This is a genomic window from Kosakonia sacchari SP1, assembly GCF_000300455.3.
In the GTDB taxonomy this organism is placed as follows: domain Bacteria; phylum Pseudomonadota; class Gammaproteobacteria; order Enterobacterales; family Enterobacteriaceae; genus Kosakonia; species Kosakonia sacchari.
Map to the genome: position 1 here is coordinate 4,637,398 of NZ_CP007215.2, position 20,248 is coordinate 4,657,645.

At 52.5% G+C, this 20,248-nt stretch carries 13 protein-coding genes, 6 tRNA genes and 3 rRNA genes; 4 read left to right on the forward strand and 18 right to left on the reverse strand.

The window, feature by feature from the left end; genetic code table 11:
• Positions 1-26 precede the first annotated feature (26 nt).
• The 7 genes from nusG to C813_RS44880 form a co-directional block, all read right to left on the reverse strand.
• Positions 27-572 (reverse strand): transcription termination/antitermination protein NusG, encoded by a 546-nt coding sequence (gene nusG / locus C813_RS44850; protein WP_006816549.1) that lies wholly within the window; start codon positions 570-572, stop codon positions 27-29.
• Between the two features lies 1 nt (position 573).
• Positions 574-957: a preprotein translocase subunit SecE gene (secE, locus tag C813_RS44855; protein WP_003033128.1), complete on the reverse strand. Its 384-nt coding sequence runs from the start codon at positions 955-957 to the stop codon at positions 574-576.
• A gap of 228 nt (positions 958-1,185) precedes the next feature.
• Positions 1,186-2,370, reverse strand: a complete 1,185-nt coding sequence (gene tuf / locus C813_RS44860) for an elongation factor Tu (RefSeq protein WP_017460031.1) — start codon at positions 2,368-2,370, stop codon at positions 1,186-1,188.
• 113 nt (positions 2,371-2,483) lie between these two features.
• Positions 2,484-2,559, reverse strand: a tRNA-Thr gene (locus tag C813_RS44865).
• A 6-nt stretch (positions 2,560-2,565) separates the two neighbouring features.
• Positions 2,566-2,640: transfer RNA gene (locus tag C813_RS44870), tRNA-Gly, on the reverse strand.
• Between the two features lie 112 nt (positions 2,641-2,752).
• A tRNA-Tyr gene (locus C813_RS44875) sits at positions 2,753-2,837 on the reverse strand.
• 8 nt (positions 2,838-2,845) lie between these two features.
• Positions 2,846-2,921 (reverse strand) — tRNA-Thr (locus C813_RS44880).
• Positions 2,922-3,254: 333 nt separating this feature from the next.
• Here C813_RS44880 and C813_RS44885 point away from each other — a divergent pair.
• Both C813_RS44885 and coaA read left to right on the forward strand, forming a co-directional pair.
• Positions 3,255-3,803, forward strand: a complete 549-nt coding sequence (locus tag C813_RS44885) for a GNAT family N-acetyltransferase (protein ID WP_017460032.1) — start codon at positions 3,255-3,257, stop codon at positions 3,801-3,803.
• 203 nt (positions 3,804-4,006) lie between these two features.
• Positions 4,007-4,957: a type I pantothenate kinase gene (coaA, locus tag C813_RS44890; protein ID WP_017460033.1), complete on the forward strand. Its 951-nt coding sequence runs from the start codon at positions 4,007-4,009 to the stop codon at positions 4,955-4,957.
• Positions 4,958-4,988: 31 nt separating this feature from the next.
• On the opposite strand, the gene birA is transcribed toward coaA, so the two are convergent.
• The 11 genes from birA to pepQ all read right to left on the reverse strand — a co-directional run bounded on the left by birA (position 4,989) and on the right by pepQ (position 16,640).
• Positions 4,989-5,951, reverse strand: a complete 963-nt coding sequence (gene birA, locus C813_RS44895) for a bifunctional biotin--[acetyl-CoA-carboxylase] ligase/biotin operon repressor BirA (protein WP_017460034.1) — start codon at positions 5,949-5,951, stop codon at positions 4,989-4,991.
• Positions 5,948-6,976, reverse strand: a complete 1,029-nt coding sequence (murB, locus tag C813_RS44900; protein ID WP_017460035.1) for a UDP-N-acetylmuramate dehydrogenase — start codon at positions 6,974-6,976, stop codon at positions 5,948-5,950. Before murB ends, birA begins: the two co-directional genes overlap by 4 nt.
• A gap of 124 nt (positions 6,977-7,100) precedes the next feature.
• Positions 7,101-7,216 (reverse strand): 5S ribosomal RNA (gene rrf, locus C813_RS44905).
• Between the two features lie 94 nt (positions 7,217-7,310).
• Positions 7,311-10,217 (reverse strand): 23S ribosomal RNA (locus tag C813_RS44910).
• A gap of 181 nt (positions 10,218-10,398) precedes the next feature.
• Positions 10,399-10,474 (reverse strand) — tRNA-Ala (locus tag C813_RS44915).
• Between the two features lie 108 nt (positions 10,475-10,582).
• Positions 10,583-10,659 (reverse strand) — tRNA-Ile (locus C813_RS44920).
• 72 nt (positions 10,660-10,731) lie between these two features.
• Positions 10,732-12,271: ribosomal RNA gene (locus C813_RS44925) — 16S ribosomal RNA — on the reverse strand.
• The 16S, 23S and 5S rRNA genes sit together here with 2 tRNA genes alongside, the layout of an rRNA operon.
• Before the next feature lie 377 nt (positions 12,272-12,648).
• Positions 12,649-13,191: a menaquinone-dependent protoporphyrinogen IX dehydrogenase gene (gene hemG / locus C813_RS44930; RefSeq protein WP_017459770.1), complete on the reverse strand. Its 543-nt coding sequence runs from the start codon at positions 13,189-13,191 to the stop codon at positions 12,649-12,651.
• Positions 13,192-13,202: 11 nt separating this feature from the next.
• On the reverse strand, positions 13,203-14,654 hold the full coding sequence (gene trkH, locus C813_RS44935) for a Trk system potassium transporter TrkH (RefSeq protein WP_017459769.1): 1,452 nt from the start codon (positions 14,652-14,654) through the stop codon (positions 13,203-13,205).
• A 40-nt stretch (positions 14,655-14,694) separates the two neighbouring features.
• On the reverse strand, positions 14,695-15,309 hold the full coding sequence (locus C813_RS44940; RefSeq protein WP_017459768.1) for an IMPACT family protein: 615 nt from the start codon (positions 15,307-15,309) through the stop codon (positions 14,695-14,697).
• Entirely contained in the window at positions 15,309-16,640 is a 1,332-nt protein-coding gene (pepQ, locus tag C813_RS44945) for a Xaa-Pro dipeptidase (RefSeq protein ID WP_017459767.1), read from the reverse strand. The genes C813_RS44940 and pepQ overlap by 1 nt, the downstream gene beginning before the upstream one ends.
• 189 nt (positions 16,641-16,829) lie before the next feature.
• Here pepQ and fadB point away from each other — a divergent pair, with 189 nt between their 5' ends.
• Together fadB and fadA are read left to right on the forward strand one after the other, a co-directional pair.
• Positions 16,830-19,019, forward strand: a complete 2,190-nt coding sequence (gene fadB, locus C813_RS44950; RefSeq protein ID WP_017459766.1) for a fatty acid oxidation complex subunit alpha FadB — start codon at positions 16,830-16,832, stop codon at positions 19,017-19,019.
• A 9-nt stretch (positions 19,020-19,028) separates the two neighbouring features.
• Positions 19,029-20,192: an acetyl-CoA C-acyltransferase FadA gene (fadA, locus tag C813_RS44955; protein ID WP_017459765.1), complete on the forward strand. Its 1,164-nt coding sequence runs from the start codon at positions 19,029-19,031 to the stop codon at positions 20,190-20,192.
• The last annotated feature ends 56 nt before the right edge of the window (positions 20,193-20,248 follow it).

Consider the following 20,248-nt stretch of genomic DNA (forward strand, 5'->3'; position numbering starts at 1 on the left):
CTGTGCAACGTTTGATCGCCGAATATTTAGGCTTTTTCGACCTGGCTGAAATCCAGCTCTACCGGGGTCGCACGACCGAAGATAGAAACGGACACTTTCAGGCGAGACTTCTCGTAGTCCACCTCTTCAACCACACCGTTAAAGTCGGCAAACGGACCGTCGCTAACGCGGACCATTTCACCCGGCTCAAACAGCGTTTTCGGACGCGGCTTATCACCAACCTGTTGCAGGCGGTTCATGATCGCATCCACTTCTTTATCGCTAATCGGCGCCGGACGATCGGACGTGCCGCCGATGAAGCCCATTACGCGCGGAACGCTGCGTACCAGGTGCCAGCTGGCGTCATTCATCACCATCTGAACAAGGACGTAGCCCGGGAAGAATTTGCGTTCGCTTTTGCGACGCTGACCGCCACGGATTTCGACCACTTCTTCAGTCGGCACCATGACTTCGCCAAACAACTCTTCCATATTGTGTAATTTGATATGCTCGCGCAGCGAAGTGGCTACGCGGCCTTCAAAACCGGAAAACGCCTGAACGACGTACCAGCGCTTTTTAGGAGCTTCAGACATCTCAGAACCTCAGGCCAGTGATAAAGGAAACCAGGCGGACCAGAATACCATCAAGTCCCCACAGGATCAGTGACATGACTGCAGTTACGGCAGCCACGATCAATGTGGTGTGCAATGTTTCCTGACGAGTGGGCCAAATCACTTTACGTACTTCGGTTCTCGCTTCACGGGCAAAAGCGACGGTCGCTTTACCCTTCGTCGTCAACAGCGCGACACCACCTGCTGCAGCAATCAGAATAACAACTGCCAGCGCGCGGAGCGGCAGCATCATGTCACGATAAAGATAGTTGCCAACGATAGCCACGAGCAGCAGTACTGCAACAACAACCCACTTCATCGCTTCCAGGCCGCGCCCGCTCCCTTGAGCTTCGGTATTCGCACTCATAAACCAACCTGTCACAAGAATTCAGACAAACATTTTTGCCCCGCATAAGCGAGGCAACCAAACCGAAATGCTCTGGCGAGATTCGGACTAACGCCCTCTTCAGAGCCTGTCTCAGCAATGATTATGACAAATAAAATCACTGATGAGCCAGGTTCTGGTTCGAAAGCGTACAAAAAGGGCATCAAATGATGCCCTCTTCTTGCGCATTGCGTCAAATGTTATCAGCGATTAGCTGAGAACTTTTGCTACAACGCCCGCGCCAACGGTACGGCCGCCTTCACGGATTGCGAAACGCAGACCATCGTCCATTGCAATCGGGTGAATCAGGGTAACAACCATTTTGATGTTGTCGCCCGGCATTACCATTTCAACGCCTTCCGGCAGTTCGATGGTGCCAGTCACGTCAGTTGTACGGAAGTAGAACTGCGGACGGTAGCCTTTGAAGAACGGAGTGTGACGGCCGCCTTCATCTTTGGACAGAATGTACACTTCAGATTCGAATTTGGTGTGCGGCTTGATGGAACCCGGCTTAGCCAGTACCTGACCACGTTCGATTTCTTCACGTTTGATACCACGCAGCAGAACGCCTACGTTCTCACCAGCACGGCCTTCGTCCAGCAGTTTGCGGAACATTTCAACGCCGGTACAGGTGGATTTCGCGGTGTCTTTGATACCAACGATTTCAACTTCTTCACCCACTTTGATGATACCGCGCTCTACACGACCGGTAACAACGGTACCACGACCGGAGATGGAGAATACGTCTTCGATCGGCAGCAGGAACGGCTTGTCAATCGCACGCTCTGGTTCCGGAATATAAGAATCCAGGAAGCCAGCCAGTTCGATGATTTTCGCTTCCCACTCTGCTTCGCCTTCCAGCGCTTTCAGAGCAGAACCACGAACGATCGGCGTGTCGTCGCCCGGGAAATCGTACTGAGACAGCAGTTCACGAACTTCCATCTCTACCAGTTCCAGCAGCTCTTCGTCATCAACCATGTCACATTTGTTCAGGAACACGATGATGTACGGAACGCCTACCTGACGACCCAGCAGGATGTGCTCACGGGTCTGCGGCATCGGGCCGTCAGTCGCAGCAACAACCAGGATCGCGCCGTCCATCTGTGCAGCACCGGTGATCATGTTTTTAACATAGTCGGCGTGGCCCGGGCAGTCTACGTGTGCGTAGTGGCGAGTCGGGGTGTCATATTCAACGTGAGACGTGTTGATGGTGATACCACGAGCTTTTTCTTCCGGCGCGTTATCGATCTGGTCGAATGCGCGAGCAGAACCACCGTAGGTTTTAGCCAGAACGGTAGTGATTGCAGCAGTCAGCGTTGTTTTACCATGGTCAACGTGGCCGATAGTACCGACGTTAACGTGCGGTTTTGTACGTTCAAACTTTTCTTTAGACATCGATTGTCCCTCTAAGACACGGATAAATCGGTGATATCACCACATCAACCAGGCAACATGCCCGACTCGTTGAATGCTAATAACAGAAGAGAAACCAGGGAGGAGAAGTGAAGTGGTGCTGATACCCAGAGTCGAACTGGGGACCTCACCCTTACCAAGGGTGCGCTCTACCAACTGAGCCATATCAGCACGTCTTGGAGCGGGCAGCGGGAATCGAACCCGCATCATCAGCTTGGAAGGCTGAGGTAATAGCCATTATACGATGCCCGCATCCTGAAACTCGGCTACCCAGTACTTTCTGTATTATCGGGAGAAGACACTCTCCCAAAGAGCTGATTCACTACTGACACCAACTCAGGTTACGTTTTAGCGTAACCGAAAATGGTGGTGGGGGAAGGATTCGAACCTTCGAAGTCTGTGACGGCAGATTTACAGTCTGCTCCCTTTGGCCGCTCGGGAACCCCACCGGACTTGATGGTGCCGACTACCGGAATCGAACTGGTGACCTACTGATTACAAGTCAGTTGCTCTACCTACTGAGCTAAGTCGGCATCAAGTAGCGCGCATTCTAGGGAGACAGAGGGATTGATGCAACTAAAAAATTGCACAAAACGTTCTATCGCTCACATTTTGCGCGACAAGCCGAAGAAATGCTGTAATTTCATGCAACACCGTGGAAAAAACCACCATTTTTCACGATTCATTCCTATCTATTCTCTCGGCACCCTACTCTGCTCAATACAGGACAGACCTTTGCCAGTGCAGTTGCGCTATCGTGGTGCAAATAAATGATCACTTAACGCCGATTACTCAGTGCTAATATGGAATAGTGAAATGGATCACTAATTGCATCTGCGTTATTACACCCCAGCGGAGGCATCATCATGAAGATTGTTTTATTAAATGCAGCCACCTTGCCGGTCTATTGCGCGGAGCTTGCACAATTGTTACTTGATGCATTGCACAGCGGCGCATCCGTGGGGTATCAACGTGCGCTCAGCCAACAAGAAGCTGAAAGCAGCTTTTACCGTTTACGCAGTGAATTGGAAAAAGGTGAGCAACTCATCTGGATCGCGCGGGATGAACAGGGCGTTTCGGGCAGCGTCAGTCTGCAACTCAATATGCAACCTGAAGCCCTTAACCGGGGAACTATCAAACTTCTGCTGGTACATCGCCGCGCCCGACGCACAGGTGTTGGCAAGAAGCTCATTGCTGAGCTCGAGAAGACAGCATGTGCACGCCAGCGAGGTTTGCTATCACTTGAAGTACTGGCAGGTTCCGTCGGAGAAGCGTTCTTTCGCTCGCAAGGATACCGCTGCCTTGGTGAAATACCGGATTTTCTCTGCTCTGCGGACGGTTATTACCACCCAGCAGCCATTTATTTTAAACGCTTATTTGCTGTAAATCAGATGGTTCGTTCTATTGCCAGCTAAAGTGAAGCGCGTGATGCTTTCTACGGAAAGCATCACCTCGACGCGATTTTTCATATTATTCCCTGTCATCTGGTGTTAACCTCCTGCCCATTGATCCCACTTATTTCAATAACGTCGTGCCATAGCATTATCTTCAGAGTCTCTCTCTTACTGCGCGCAGGAAGCCAACGCAGCGAGTGATAATGGCAGGCTAATAAAAGCTTATGAGTAAAAAAGAGCAAACGTTAATGACGCCTTACTTACAGTTTAATCGCAGCCAATGGGCTGCGCTTCGCGATTCTGTCCCCATGACCTTAACTGAAGGTGAGATCGCGAGATTAAAAGGCATTAATGAAGACCTTTCTTTGGAAGAAGTTGCTGAAATATATCTTCCACTTTCCCGTTTACTTAATTTCTACATCAGTTCGAATTTGCGCCGCCAGGCCGTTCTTGAACAATTTCTCGGCACTAACGGGCAGCGTATTCCTTATATCATCAGCATTGCGGGTAGTGTTGCCGTGGGCAAAAGCACCACCGCTCGCGTCTTGCAGGCACTCCTGAGCCGCTGGCCAGAACATCGCCGTGTAGAACTCATCACGACCGATGGTTTTTTGCACCCAAACCAGGTACTGAAAGACCGCGGCTTAATGAAGAAAAAAGGGTTTCCGCAATCTTATGATATGCACCGCCTTGTGCAGTTTGTTTCAGATATTAAATCGGGCGTGACTAACATCACCGCGCCGGTTTATTCACATCTTATTTATGATGTGATCCCCGATGGTGATAAAACGATCTCGCAACCGGATATTTTAATTCTTGAAGGGTTAAATGTTTTACAAAGCGGTATGGATTACCCACACGATCCACACCATGTATTTGTTTCCGACTTTGTTGATTTCTCTATTTATGTGGATGCACCAGAAGATCTTTTGCAAACCTGGTATATCAACCGTTTCCTGAAGTTCCGCGAAGGGGCATTTACCAATCCTGATTCTTATTTCCACAACTACGCCAAATTGTCGGAAGCCGAAGCGATTGAGATTGCGATGTCATTGTGGAAAGAAATTAACGGCTTAAATCTTAAAGAAAACATCCTGCCAACCCGCGAGCGTGCAAGCCTGATTATGACAAAAAGCGCTAACCATGCCGTGGAACAAGTTCGGCTACGTAAATAAATTAAAAGGGAGCATGACTGCTCCCTTTTAATTATTCCGCACTACGAAGCGATATTTCTCCACCCACCCAGGGTTTAATAACGCCGTCTTGCTCAAGTAACAAAGCACCTTGCGAATCAATCCCGCGCGAGATCCCAAAAATCTCTTTTTCACCAATAATCAACTTAACCGGGCGATTAATGAAATTATCCAGCGCTTCCCAGCGGGTAAGGAAAGGCGTTAACCCTTCTTGTTCAAAGTGCTGCAAGGCGGTGCGAAGTTCAATGATCAAACGTGCCGCCAGTTGGTTGCGATCAATGCGCACACCGGCTTCCTGCAGATTAATCCAGCTCTGACTGATATCTTCTGCCTGTGTTTTACGCATCACTAGATTGACGCCAGCGCCAATGACAATTTGTGCCGCATCGCCGGTTTTTCCCGTTAATTCGACGAGGATCCCCGCGAGTTTACGATCCTGTAGATAGAGATCATTTGGCCATTTGACACGTACTTGCTCCGCACCTAAATCGCGCAGCACCTCGGCCATAACGATACCGATGACCAGGCTCAGGCCAATGGCAGCTGCCGGCCCCTGCTCAAGCCGCCAGTACATGGAAATATAGAGGTTAGCACCAAATGGAGATACCCATTTTCGACCGCGCCGCCCGCGACCAGCCTGCTGATATTCGGCAACACAGGCGTCGCCAGAGCGTAAGCCATTTAAGCGATCCAACAGGTATTGGTTGGTTGAATCGATCACCGGTAGCACCGCAACAGAGCCTTGCGCCACCTGGCTACTGATAAAGGCTTCGTCCAGTAGCTGAATAGGTTCTGGCAAGCTGTAGCCTTTTCCCGGCACGGTGAAGACATCTACGCCCCAATCACGCAGCGTCTGGATATGTTTGTTGATAGCCGCACGGCTCATGCCCAAACGCTCACCAAGTTGCTCGCCAGAATGGAACTCGCCGTCCGCCAGAATCGAAATCAGCGTTAATGGAACGGTATTGTCTTTCACGCAATAACCTCCACCGCATTCACCTCGCCAGAACATCCTATAAAGCGCACTTCTGGTTCCAGCCAGATATCAAATTTATCGCCTACGCTCTGCCGGACAAAATGTGCGAGACGCACCACATCTTCGCTCGTTGCGTGCCCGGTGTTAATCAGTACTAAAGCTTGTAAGTGATGGACAGCAGCTCCGCCTAATGAGGTTCCTTTCAACTGGCATTGATCGATCAACCAGCCTGCTGCCAGCTTCACTGAACCATCTTCCTGTGGGTAATGCGGAGCATGAGGGAAACTTGCGAGCAGGGTGCGGGCTTGCTCAGCCGTGATCACCGGGTTTTTGAAGAAACTGCCTGCGTTTCCGTTCACTTTAGGATCCGGCAACTTGCTGGTACGCATCTGGCAAACGGAATCGAAAACTTGTTGAGGCGTTACAGTTGCGGGATCCAGACGGGTTAAATCGCCGTAGGTCAACACTGGTTGCCAGGATTTTGCCAACCGCAATCCAACAGCAGTGATGGCGTAACGATCCTGATATTCATGCTTAAAGATGCTGTCTCGGTAGCCAAAACGGCAGGTGTCTGCAGATAAACGCTGCGAATTACCGCTACTGAGCTCCATGCAATCTACATAACTGCAGACACGTTGTAACTCAACACCATAGGCACCAATGTTTTGGATAGGAGAGGAGCCCACACAGCCTGGAATTAACGCCAGGTTTTCCAGTCCTGGCATACCTTGTTCAAGTGTCCACCGTACAAGATTATGCCAGTTCTCTCCCGCACCGACATGTAAAAGCCATGCGTCCGCCTCTTCGTGAACGGCAATGCCTTTAATACGATTGATAATGACCGTTCCGATAAAATCTTCCAGAAACAATACGTTGCTTCCTTCGCCGAGGACCAATACGGGCTGCTGGCTTTGTACTGCAGACTGCCACGCATTGAGCAGTTGCTGCGTATTTTCGACACAAACAATTTGGTGAGCCTGACGATCAATACCAAAGGTATTCCAGGGCTTAAGGGAGAGATTCATTAGCGCTATCCTGATGCAAAAACACGGCTAGTTTACCGCATCCGAAGGGGGAGCGCTTGTGGTGTTTAACTGCATAAAAACGCAAAAAGGCCATCCGTCAGGATGGCCTCTTCACTGGTTTGATGCCTGGCAGTTCCCTACTCTCGCATGGGGAGACCCCACACTACCATCGGCGCTACGGCGTTTCACTTCTGAGTTCGGCATGGGGTCAGGTGGGACCACCGCGCTGTTGCCGCCAGGCAAATTCTGTTTATCAGACCGCTTTTACGTTCTGATGTAATCTGTCATCAAGCTGATTTCATGTCTCTCACCGCCAAAACATCTTCGGCGTTGTAAGGTTAAGCCTCACGGTTCATTAGTACCGGTTAGCTCAACGCATCGCTGCGCTTACACACCCGGCCTATCAACGTCGTCGTCTTCAACGTTCCTTCAGGAGACTTAAAGTCTCAGGGAGAACTCATCTCGGGGCAAGTTTCGTGCTTAGATGCTTTCAGCACTTATCTCTTCCGCATTTAGCTACCGGGCAGTGCCATTGGCATGACAACCCGAACACCAGTGATGCGTCCACTCCGGTCCTCTCGTACTAGGAGCAGCCCCCCTCAATTCTCCAGCGCCCACGGCAGATAGGGACCGAACTGTCTCACGACGTTCTAAACCCAGCTCGCGTACCACTTTAAATGGCGAACAGCCATACCCTTGGGACCTACTTCAGCCCCAGGATGTGATGAGCCGACATCGAGGTGCCAAACACCGCCGTCGATATGAACTCTTGGGCGGTATCAGCCTGTTATCCCCGGAGTACCTTTTATCCGTTGAGCGATGGCCCTTCCATTCAGAACCACCGGATCACTATGACCTGCTTTCGCACCTGCTCGCGCCGTCACGCTCGCAGTCAAGCCAGCTTATGCCATTGCACTAACCTCCTGATGTCCGACCAGGATTAGCTGACCTTCGTGCTCCTCCGTTACGCTTTAGGAGGAGACCGCCCCAGTCAAACTACCCACCAGACACTGTCCGCAACCCGGATTACGGGTCCACGTTAGAACACCAGCCATTAAAGGGTGGTATTTCAAGGATGGCTCCACGCAGACTGGCGTCCACGCTTCAAAGCCTCCCACCTATCCTACACATCAAGGACCAGTGTTCAGTGTCAAGCTATAGTAAAGGTTCACGGGGTCTTTCCGTCTTGCCGCGGGTACACTGCATCTTCACAGCGAGTTCAATTTCACTGAGTCTCGGGTGGAGACAGCCTGGCCATCATTACGCCATTCGTGCAGGTCGGAACTTACCCGACAAGGAATTTCGCTACCTTAGGACCGTTATAGTTACGGCCGCCGTTTACCGGGGCTTCGATCAAGAGCTTCTCCTTACGGATGACCCCATCAATTAACCTTCCGGCACCGGGCAGGCGTCACACCGTATACGTCCACTTTCGTGTTTGCACAGTGCTGTGTTTTTAATAAACAGTTGCAGCCAGCTGGTATCTTCGACTGATTTCAGCTCCACGAGCAAGTCGCTTCACCTACATATCAGCGTGCCTTCTCCCGAAGTTACGGCACCATTTTGCCTAGTTCCTTCACCCGAGTTCTCTCAAGCGCCTTGGTATTCTCTACCTGACCACCTGTGTCGGTTTGGGGTACGATTTCGTGTTACCTGGAGCTTAGAGGCTTTTCCTGGAAGCAGGGCATTTGTTACTTCAGCACCGTGGTGCCTCGTCATCACGCCTCAGTGTTAAAGCACTCCGGATTTGCCTGGAGCACACACCTTCACGCTTAAACCGGGACAACCGTCGCCCGGCTAACATAGCCTTCTCCGTCCCCCCTTCGCAGTAACACCAAGTACAGGAATATTAACCTGTTTCCCATCGACTACGCCTTTCGGCCTCGCCTTAGGGGTCGACTCACCCTGCCCCGATTAACGTTGGACAGGAACCCTTGGTCTTCCGGCGAGCGGGCTTTTCACCCGCTTTATCGTTACTTATGTCAGCATTCGCACTTCTGATACCTCCAGCAACCCTCACAGGCCACCTTCGCAGGCTTACAGAACGCTCCCCTACCCAACAACACAATAGTGTCGCTGCCGCAGCTTCGGTGCATGGTTTAGCCCCGTTACATCTTCCGCGCAGGCCGACTCGACCAGTGAGCTATTACGCTTTCTTTAAATGATGGCTGCTTCTAAGCCAACATCCTGGCTGTCTGGGCCTTCCCACATCGTTTCCCACTTAACCATGACTTTGGGACCTTAGCTGGCGGTCTGGGTTGTTTCCCTCTTCACGACGGACGTTAGCACCCGCCGTGTGTCTCCCGTGATAACATTCTCCGGTATTCGTAGTTTGCATCGGGTTGGTAAGCCGGGATGGCCCCCTAGCCGAAACAGTGCTCTACCCCCGGAGATGAATTCACGAGGCGCTACCTAAATAGCTTTCGGGGAGAACCAGCTATCTCCCGGTTTGATTGGCCTTTCACCCCCAGCCACAGGTCATCCGCTAATTTTTCAACATTAGTCGGTTCGGTCCTCCAGTTAGTGTTACCCAACCTTCAACCTGCCCATGGCTAGATCACCGGGTTTCGGGTCTATACCCTGCAACTTAACGCCCAGTTAAGACTCGGTTTCCCTTCGGCTCCCCTATTCGGTTAACCTTGCTACAGAATATAAGTCGCTGACCCATTATACAAAAGGTACGCAGTCACCCCATCAAGAGGCTCCCACTGCTTGTACGTACACGGTTTCAGGTTCTTTTTCACTCCCCTCGCCGGGGTTCTTTTCGCCTTTCCCTCACGGTACTGGTTCACTATCGGTCAGTCAGGAGTATTTAGCCTTGGAGGATGGTCCCCCCATATTCAGACAGGATACCACGTGTCCCGCCCTACTCATCGAGCTCACAGCCTGTGTGCTTTTGTGTACGGGGCTGTCACCCTGTATCGCGCGACTTTCCAGACGCTTCCACTAACACACAAGCTGATTCAGACTCTGGGCTCCTCCCCGTTCGCTCGCCGCTACTGGGGGAATCTCGGTTGATTTCTTTTCCTCGGGGTACTTAGATGTTTCAGTTCCCCCGGTTCGCCTCATTAACCTATGGATTCAGTTAATGATAGTGTGACGAGTCACACTGGGTTTCCCCATTCGGACATCGCCGGCTATAACGGTTCATATCACCTTACCGGCGCTTTTCGCAGATTAGCACGTCCTTCATCGCCTCTGACTGCCAGGGCATCCACCGTGTACGCTTAGTCGCTTAACCTCACAACCCGAAGATGTTTCTTTCGATTCATCATCGCGCTGTAAAAATTTGAGAGACTCACAGAACAGTTCACACTGTTCAGTGTTTCAATTTTCAGCTTGATCCAGATTTTTAAAGAGCAAAACTTCGCAGCACACACAGAATGTGTACTCTGAAGTTTTCTTGTGCCGAACAGTAAAGATGGTGGAGCTATGCGGGATCGAACCGCAGACCTCCTGCGTGCAAAGCAGGCGCTCTCCCAGCTGAGCTATAGCCCCATCGTAGTTAAATCCCGTATACCCGTAATTCATTCTGAGACAAGGCGGGGTGACGCGAAGCATACATCTGTATGTGAGCGTTGCCACAACGCAGTATCAGCATGAATTTGGTAGGCCTGAGTGGACTTGAACCACCGACCTCACCCTTATCAGGGGTGCGCTCTAACCACCTGAGCTACAAGCCTGCAGAGATTTTTTACTGCTCGTTATTTCATCAGACAATCTGTGTGGACACTGCAGAGGCAGGTTCTTTAAGGTAAGGAGGTGATCCAACCGCAGGTTCCCCTACGGTTACCTTGTTACGACTTCACCCCAGTCATGAATCACAAAGTGGTAAGCGCCCTCCCGAAGGTTAAGCTACCTACTTCTTTTGCAACCCACTCCCATGGTGTGACGGGCGGTGTGTACAAGGCCCGGGAACGTATTCACCGTGGCATTCTGATCCACGATTACTAGCGATTCCGACTTCATGGAGTCGAGTTGCAGACTCCAATCCGGACTACGACGCACTTTATGAGGTCCGCTTGCTCTCGCGAGGTCGCTTCTCTTTGTATGCGCCATTGTAGCACGTGTGTAGCCCTGGTCGTAAGGGCCATGATGACTTGACGTCATCCCCACCTTCCTCCAGTTTATCACTGGCAGTCTCCTTTGAGTTCCCGGCCTAACCGCTGGCAACAAAGGATAAGGGTTGCGCTCGTTGCGGGACTTAACCCAACATTTCACAACACGAGCTGACGACAGCCATGCAGCACCTGTCTCACAGTTCCCGAAGGCACCAAAGCATCTCTGCTAAGTTCTGTGGATGTCAAGACCAGGTAAGGTTCTTCGCGTTGCATCGAATTAAACCACATGCTCCACCGCTTGTGCGGGCCCCCGTCAATTCATTTGAGTTTTAACCTTGCGGCCGTACTCCCCAGGCGGTCTATTTAACGCGTTAGCTCCGGAAGCCACGCCTCAAGGGCACAACCTCCAAATAGACATCGTTTACGGCGTGGACTACCAGGGTATCTAATCCTGTTTGCTCCCCACGCTTTCGCACCTGAGCGTCAGTCTTCGTCCAGGAGGCCGCCTTCGCCACCGGTATTCCTCCAGATCTCTACGCATTTCACCGCTACACCTGGAATTCTACCTCCCTCTACGAGACTCAAGCCTGCCAGTTTCGGATGCAGTTCCCAGGTTGAGCCCGGGGATTTCACATCCGACTTGACAGACCGCCTGCGTGCGCTTTACGCCCAGTAATTCCGATTAACGCTTGCACCCTCCGTATTACCGCGGCTGCTGGCACGGAGTTAGCCGGTGCTTCTTCTGCGGGTAACGTCAATGAATAAGGTTATTAACCTTACTCCCTTCCTCCCCGCTGAAAGTACTTTACAACCCGAAGGCCTTCTTCATACACGCGGCATGGCTGCATCAGGCTTGCGCCCATTGTGCAATATTCCCCACTGCTGCCTCCCGTAGGAGTCTGGACCGTGTCTCAGTTCCAGTGTGGCTGGTCATCCTCTCAGACCAGCTAGGGATCGTCGCCTAGGTGAGCCGTTACCCCACCTACTAGCTAATCCCATCTGGGCACATCTGATGGCAAGAGGCCCGAAGGTCCCCCTCTTTGGTCTTGCGACGTTATGCGGTATTAGCTACCGTTTCCAGTAGTTATCCCCCTCCATCAGGCAGTTTCCCAGACATTACTCACCCGTCCGCCACTCGTCACCCGAGAGCAAGCTCTCTGTGCTACCGTTCGACTTGCATGTGTTAGGCCTGCCGCCAGCGTTCAATCTGAGCCATGATCAAACTCTTCAATTTAAAAGTTTGATGCTCAATGTTTCTTTATTTCTAAAGAAAAGAACTTCGTAATGAATTACGTGTTCACTCACTGAGACTTGGTATTCATTTTTCGTCCGAGGACGTCAAGAATCCAGTCACCCTGAGTGCCCACACAGATTGTCTGATAAATTGTTAAAGAGCAGTGCCGCCTCGCTTTTTGCTGCGGCGCGGGTTGCGTATACTACGCTTTCCCGCCATGAAGTCAACTGTTTATTTTCAGAATTCTTCACCTGACAGGCCGGTGTGTTTGCCGTTGTGCCGTGTCAGTGGAGGCGCATTATAGGGAGTTAATTCCCGCTGACAAGTATAAATTTAAAAAAAGTTTTCGTTCGCTTAATTTTCAGTCGCAACGGCCGCTAATCGGTCGATTTGCACTTTAATTGAGCGATTTCGCGGGCAAAACTCGCTACATGCTGCCAGTCGGTATAGACAACTTCCTTAGTGGGATTCGTTTCGCCGCCGGTCATCTTCATAATCAGTTGAATCATCAAGCGGTCATACCAGCGATAATGTGGATAACGCAGCGCACCGGCAAACACCGCACACTGATCTGGCTGCCACGGTGAAGAGAGTAAAAATTTACGTGTATAGCTATTGGTTTGCGGAGAACTTTTCTCAGGCTTCCGCGCAACAAGGTTAACGGAGTAGAACGCGCTCGGTAAGGCATTCAGCTGCTGCAGATGTTTTTTCACGAAGCTCGCCAGCGCCGGGTGGAAATGGCCGTAACGGATAGACGCGCCAATTACCACGCGTTCATAGTTATCCCATTCAATCTCTGGCGTACGGTTCAGGTTCACCACATCCGCATAAATGCCGAGCTCTTTCAGCTCGGACGCCAGGTAAGAGGCGATTTCCCGCGTTTGCCCATCCCGGGTCGAAAATAGAATCAATGTTTTCACGTCACGCTCCCTTATTCACGCCAGAAAGTTGGGGTAAACAGTACCAATAATGTGAAGACTTCAAGGCGACCAAACAGCATATTCGCGATGAGGATCCACTTCGCCACCGGGTTCATACTCGCGAAGTTATCAGCAACTACGCCCAGCCCCGGCCCCAGGTTATTCAGCGTGGCGACAACCGAAGCAAAGGCAGAAAAGTCATCAACACCCGTAGCGATAATCGCCAGCATGCTGATAATAAACACCAGCGCATAGGCAGAAAAAAACCCCCATACCGCTTCAAGAATACGTTCCGGCAAGGCGCGATTCCCAAGCTTGATGCTGTAAACCGCATTCGGGTGCACCAGACGTTTCAGCTCGCGGTTACCCTGTTTGAACAGCAGCAATATGCGGATCACTTTCAAACCACCACCGGTAGAACCCGCACAGCCACCAATAAACGCCGAACACAATAGCAGCACCGGCAAGAACAGCGGCCAACGCGCAATACTGTCGGTAGTAAACCCGGCAGTGGTTGCCATCGACACCACCTGGAAGAAGGCCTGGTTCACCGTCGTCACCGCAGAGCTGTAAACATCGTGGAACCACAGCACCACAGTGCAGATCACCACCAGCGTCAGTTGCACGCCAATAAACATTCTGAATTCAGGATCGCGCCAGTAAACTTTCAGGCTGCGCCCGCTCAGTAAAGAGAAGTGCAGGCCGTAGTTACAGCCAGAGATCAATAAGAAGATAGCAATGATGGTGTTGATAGTTGGGCTATTGAAGTAACCCACACTGGCATCGTGTGTCGAAAAGCCGCCGATGGCGATGGTCGCGAAGCTGTGGCCGATGGCATCAAAAGCGGGCATTCCGGCAAACCACAGCGCCAGCGCGCACGCTACGGTCAACAACACATAAATAAGCCACAGCGTTTTCGCCGTTTCGGCAATACGCGGACGCATTTTGTTATCTTTCAGCGGCCCGGGCATTTCCGCGCGGTAAAGCTGCATCCCCCCCACGCCCAGAATCGGCAGTATCGCGACCGCCAGGACAATGATCCCCATCCCGCCAAACCATTGCAGCATCTGGCGGTAGAAGAGGATGGCATGCGGCAACGAATCCAACCCTACCAGCGTGGTCGCCCCGGTTGTCGTCAGGCCAGAGAAGGATTCAAAAAAAGCGTCGGTCACCGTCAGGTTCGGGCTTTCCGAGAAAATAAACGGCAGCGCGCCCACACTCCCCAGCACGGTCCAGAACAGCACGACGATCAAAAAACCTTCGCGGGATTTCAGTTCCTTTTTCTCCCGACGGTTCGGCCACCACAGCATGGAGCCAATTACCAACGCAGCGAAAAAGGTCTGGGTAAATGCACGACCCGCACCATCGCGGTAAATAAGGGCTACCAGTCCGGGTAAGATCATCGTTCCGGAAAAGAGGATAACCAGCAGTCCAACGATTCGGGTTATGGCGCGAAATTGCATCTCTGCCGCTTCCTTAGGTGTTCAGAAAATCAGGTGGGGATTATTCTTCAGTTTTTAACAATTGCAATGCGCCACGACTAAAATCAGCAAGCCTTGCTGAAAATGCGTCCAGTCTGCTGTGAGGAAGCGCCACTCGCAGATGCACGGAAGCCTGATACTCGCTTGCGACAATTTTCCCCTCAAATTGCCCAAGCAGCGTTTCAACTCCGGCGAGCTGTGCGTAATCGCACCACAAAGTATATTCGGTTAATGGCGTTTTGCGGACAGTGGTTAACAGGCTTAACGCCTGTTGCACACCGCCACCGTAAGCTTTCACCAGCCCACCGGTTCCCAGCAGCACACCGCCATAATATCGCACCACGACGGCGGTAATTTCGCCGATACCGCTGCCCATTAACTGCGAGAGTATCGGTTTACCTGCCGTGCCCGCCGGTTCGCCATCGTCAGAAAAGCCTAACTGCTGCGAATCATCCGGCGCGCCAGCGACCCACGCTACACAGTGGTGACGCGCGTCCGGGTGTTCCGCCCGAACGGCGTCGACAAACGCTTTTGCCGCGTCAACACCATCCGTATGCGCCAGCAGCGTAATAAAGCGGCTCTTTTTGATCTCCTCACTGAAGGTGACCGGTGCCGCCGGGATCAGCCAGCTCTCCATTACGCCAGCTTCTGGTCCCGCGTCATATTTTCAATGCTGTTTTCGTGGATAACCACGTTATCTTCAATACGAATGCCGCCAAACGGTTTCAGCGCATCAATCTTCTGCCAGTTGAAGTGCTTGCTGAGCGGGCCATCACGCCACGGCGCCAACAGCGACTCAATAAAGTAGATTCCCGGCTCGATGGTCAGCACCATGCGCGGTTCCATCACGCGTGTGCAACGCAGATACGGGTATTTCGATGGCGCAGCCAGATGCGTACCGCTGTCATCTTGCATAAAACCGGCGACATCATGCACCTGCAAGCCAAGCGGGTGACCAATACCGTGCGGCATAAATGGCCCGGTAATATCCTCCTCAACCATGGCTTCTTCGCTGATATCCGTAATGATTTGGTGGCGACGCAGCAACTTCGCGATACGCTGATGGAACTGCACATGGTACTCCACGTAATTGACACCCGCTTTCATGGTGGCAATCAGCGCCAGTTGTTCATCGTTGACGTCTTTCACCAGTTGCGCGTAATCGGTATCACTGTTCGCCGCCCAGGTACGCGTCAGGTCAGCGGCATAGCCGTTGTATTCCGCACCAGCATCCAGCAAGAAACTGCGCATTTCCGCCGGTGCGCGGTGGTCGAGTTTGGTGTAATGCAGGACAGCGGCGTGTTCGTTCAGCGCCACAATGTTGCCATAAGGTACGTCTGTATCGCGATGGCCGGTGGCAGTCAGATAGGCGAGGTTGATGTCGAACTCGCTCATGCCTGACTGGAAGGCTTCATGCGCTGCGCGATGACCAATCACCGCCGTCTTCTGCGCTTCACGCATACACGCCAGTTCATAATCGGTTTTATACGCGCGGTAATAGTGCAGATAATCGATCACCCCTTTCGGGTTGATATTGTTTGCCGCGATATCAAGGCTCAACGCACGTTCCGCGACCGGTCCAATATAAGCGATGTTGCCGCGCACGGCTGGCAGTTGGCTGCCAATGCCGTCCGCTTTCGGCAATGCAATGACGTCAATTTCTTCGGTCCAGAAACTGGTCGGCAACGGTTCCACGTTATGCCAGTAGTCAACCGGCAAGTAAAACCACAGCTTCGGTTTATTCACGCCATCCACCAGCAGCCAGCAGTTCGGCACCTGTGTTACCGGTACCCAGGCCTTAAATTGCGGGTTCACTTTAAACGGATAAGGATGGTCATCAAGAAAGACGTTAAACAACTCGCCGGAGTGAATAAGTAACGCGTCGAGTTTAAACCGCGCCAGCACGTCACGCGTGCGTTCTTGCAAAGTAACAATATGATTTTTATAAAGTTCAGCCAGTGAGTCCATCGTTTTTCCTTCTGTTTCTTGTGACCTCAAGTTTTCGCATCTTAGCACACCTGCCCGCAACTGAGTGATTTCCACCGAGCGTGATCGGCGCTGCATTTTTTTAATGAGTTATTTGCATTTTATTAACATAAAAACCACACTCCGCTTCATCTGGTACGACCAGATCACCGCTGGATTCAGGAGACTGACATGCTCTACAAAGGCAACAACCTGTACCTCGACTGGCTGGAAGATGGCATCGCCGAATTGGTGTTCGATGCGCCTGGCTCAGTTAACAAGCTTGATACCGCTACCGTCGCCAGCCTTGGCGAAGCGTTGGGCGTGCTGGAAAAGCAATCAGATTTAAAAGGGCTGCTGCTGCGCTCGGAAAAAGCGGCCTTTATTGTCGGTGCCGACATCACCGAATTCCTCTCCCTGTTCCTGGTCCCGGAAGAACAGTTGAGCCAATGGCTGCACTTTGCTAACAGCGTCTTTAACCGTCTGGAAGATCTGCCTGTCCCGACGATCTCCGCCGTGAATGGCTATGCCCTCGGTGGCGGCTGCGAATGTGTCCTGGCAACAGACTACCGCTTAGCCACACCGGATCTGCGCATTGGCCTGCCGGAAACCAAACTCGGCATAATGCCAGGCTTTGGCGGTTCGGTGCGCATGCCGCGTCTGTTGGGCGCCGATAGTGCACTGGAGATCATCGCCGCCGGGAAAGATGTTGGCGCGGAACAAGCACTGAAAATCGGCCTGGTCGATGGCATCGTCAAACCGGAGAAACTGCGTGATGGTGCGGTGGCGATTCTGCGTCAGGCGATTAACGGCGATCTCGACTGGAAAGCCAAACGCCAGCCGAAGCTGGAGCCCTTGAAGCTGAGTAAAATTGAAGCCGCCATGAGCTTTACCATCGCCAAAGGCATGGTGATGCAAACCGCCGGAAAACATTACCCGGCACCGATCACTGCGGTTAAAACCATTGAAGCCGCCGCCAGATTGGGCCGCGAGGAAGCGTTGAAGCTGGAAAACCAGAGCTTTGTTCCACTCGCGCATACCAATGAAGCCCGCGCGCTGGTCGGCATTTTCCTCAATGATCAGTATGTGAAAGGCAAGGCGAAGAAACTCACCAAAGATATTGAAACGCCAAAACATGCGGCTGTGCTGGGCGCTGGCATTATGGGCGGCGGTATCGCTTACCAGTCGGCCTGGAAAGGCGTGCCGGTATTAATGAAAGATATCAATGAGAAATCCCTCGCGCTTGGCATTAATGAAGCGGGCAAGTTGCTGAATAAGCAGCTTGAACGCGGCAAGATCGATGGCCTGAAGCTGGCGAACGTGATTGCCACTATTCAGCCAACACTGGAATACGCTGGTTTTGAGCGTGTCGATGTGGTGGTTGAAGCGGTGGTAGAAAACCCGAAAGTGAAAAAAGCGGTGCTGGCGGAAACAGAAGACAAGGTTCGACCGGATACCGTTTTGGCCTCCAACACCTCCACCATTCCCATCAGCGAACTGGCAAGCGTGCTGAAGCGCCCGGAAAATTTCTGCGGCATGCACTTCTTCAACCCGGTGCACCGTATGCCGCTGGTTGAGGTTATTCGCGGCGAGAAAACCTCTGACGACACCATCGCGAAAGTGGTGGCCTGGGCGAGCAAAATGGGCAAAACGCCGATTGTGGTCAATGACTGCCCCGGCTTCTTTGTAAACCGCGTGCTGTTCCCCTATTTCGCCGGTTTTAGCCAGTTACTGCGCGACGGCGCGGATTTCCGCAAAGTCGACAAAGTGATGGAAAAACAGTTTGGCTGGCCGATGGGCCCGGCTTATCTGCTCGATGTCGTCGGCATTGACACCGCGCATCACGCGCAGGCAGTGATGGCGGCTGGATTCCCGCAGCGGATGCAGAAAGATTATCGCGATGCGATTGACGCCCTGTTTGATGCAAATCGCTTTGGGCAGAAAAACGGCCTCGGTTTCTGGCGCTATAAAGAAGACAGCAAAGGCAAACCGAAGAAAGAAGAAGACAGCGCCGTGGACGGCATGCTGGCGGAAATCAGCAAAGGCAAAACCGACTTCAGCGATGATGAAATTATCGCCCGCATGATGATCCCAATGGTCAACGAAGTGGTGCGCTGCCTTGAAGAAGGCATTATCGCCAGCCCCGCAGAAGCAGATATGGCGCTGGTTTACGGCCTGGGCTTCCCTCCGTTCCACGGTGGTGCGTTCCGCTGGCTGGATACGCTCGGCAGCGCGAAATACCTCGATATGGCGCAGCATTATCAGCACCTTGGCCCGCTGTATGAAGTGCCAGCTGGATTGCGTGAAAAAGCGCGTCACAACGAACCTTACTATCCTGCGGTTGAACCTGCGCGCCCGGTGGGCGATTTGAAAACGGCTTAAGGAGTCACAATGGAACACGTTGTCATTGTCGATGCGATTCGCACCCCGATGGGCCGTTCAAAAGGCGGCGCATTTCGCAATGTGCGGGCGGAAGATCTTTCTGCTCATCTGATGCGTAGCCTACTGGCGCGTAACCCGGCGCTGGATGCAAGCGCTATCGACGACATTTACTGGGGTTGTGTGCAGCAGACGCTGGAGCAGGGCTTTAACATTGCCCGTAACGCCGCGCTGCTGGCTGAGATCCCACATTCTGTATCCGCCGTAACGGTTAACCGCCTGTGCGGTTCCTCAATGCAGGCGTTGCACGATGCCGCACGCATGATCATGACCGGCGATGCGCAGGTCTGTATGGTCGGCGGCGTAGAACATATGGGCCACGTACCGATGAGTCACGGCGTGGATTTCCATCCGGGCATGAGCCGTAACGTCGCAAAAGCGGCGGGAATGATGGGGCTGACCGCTGAAATGTTATCGCGCATGCACGGCATCAGCCGTGAAATGCAGGATGCCTTTGCCGCTCGCTCCCATGCTCGCGCCTGGGCCGCGACGCAATCCGGTGCGTTTAAAAATGAGTTAATCCCCACCGGCGGCCACGATGCGGACGGCGTACTGAAACAGTTTACCTATGACGAAGTGATCCGCCCGGAAACCACGGTCGAAGCACTGTCAACGTTGCGCCCGGCCTTTGATCCGGTAAGCGGCACCGTTACCGCTGGCACCTCTTCGGCGCTGTCAGACGGCGCATCGGCAATGCTGGTGATGAGCGAGAGCCGCGCCCGTGAGCTGGGTCTGAAGCCGCGCGCGCGCATTCGTTCGATGGCGGTTGTCGGCTGTGATCCGTCGATCATGGGTTATGGTCCGGTTCCGGCCTCTCAACTGGCGCTGAAAAAAGCCGGATTGACCGCCAGCAATATCGACCTGTTTGAGATGAATGAAGCGTTTGCCGCGCAGATCCTGCCGTGTATTAAAGATCTGGGGCTGATGGAGCAGATCGACGAGAAGATCAACCTCAACGGCGGCGCGATTGCGCTTGGTCACCCGCTGGGCTGCTCCGGAACACGTATCAGCACCACGCTGCTGAACCTGATGGAACGCAAAGACGCGCAATTTGGTCTGGCGACCATGTGCATCGGGTTAGGTCAGGGGATCGCTACAGTGTTTGAACGCGTGTAGCGCTTCAGAGAGGAAAAGTGCGGTCTCAATACCATGAACGCCACAGCAAGGCAGCA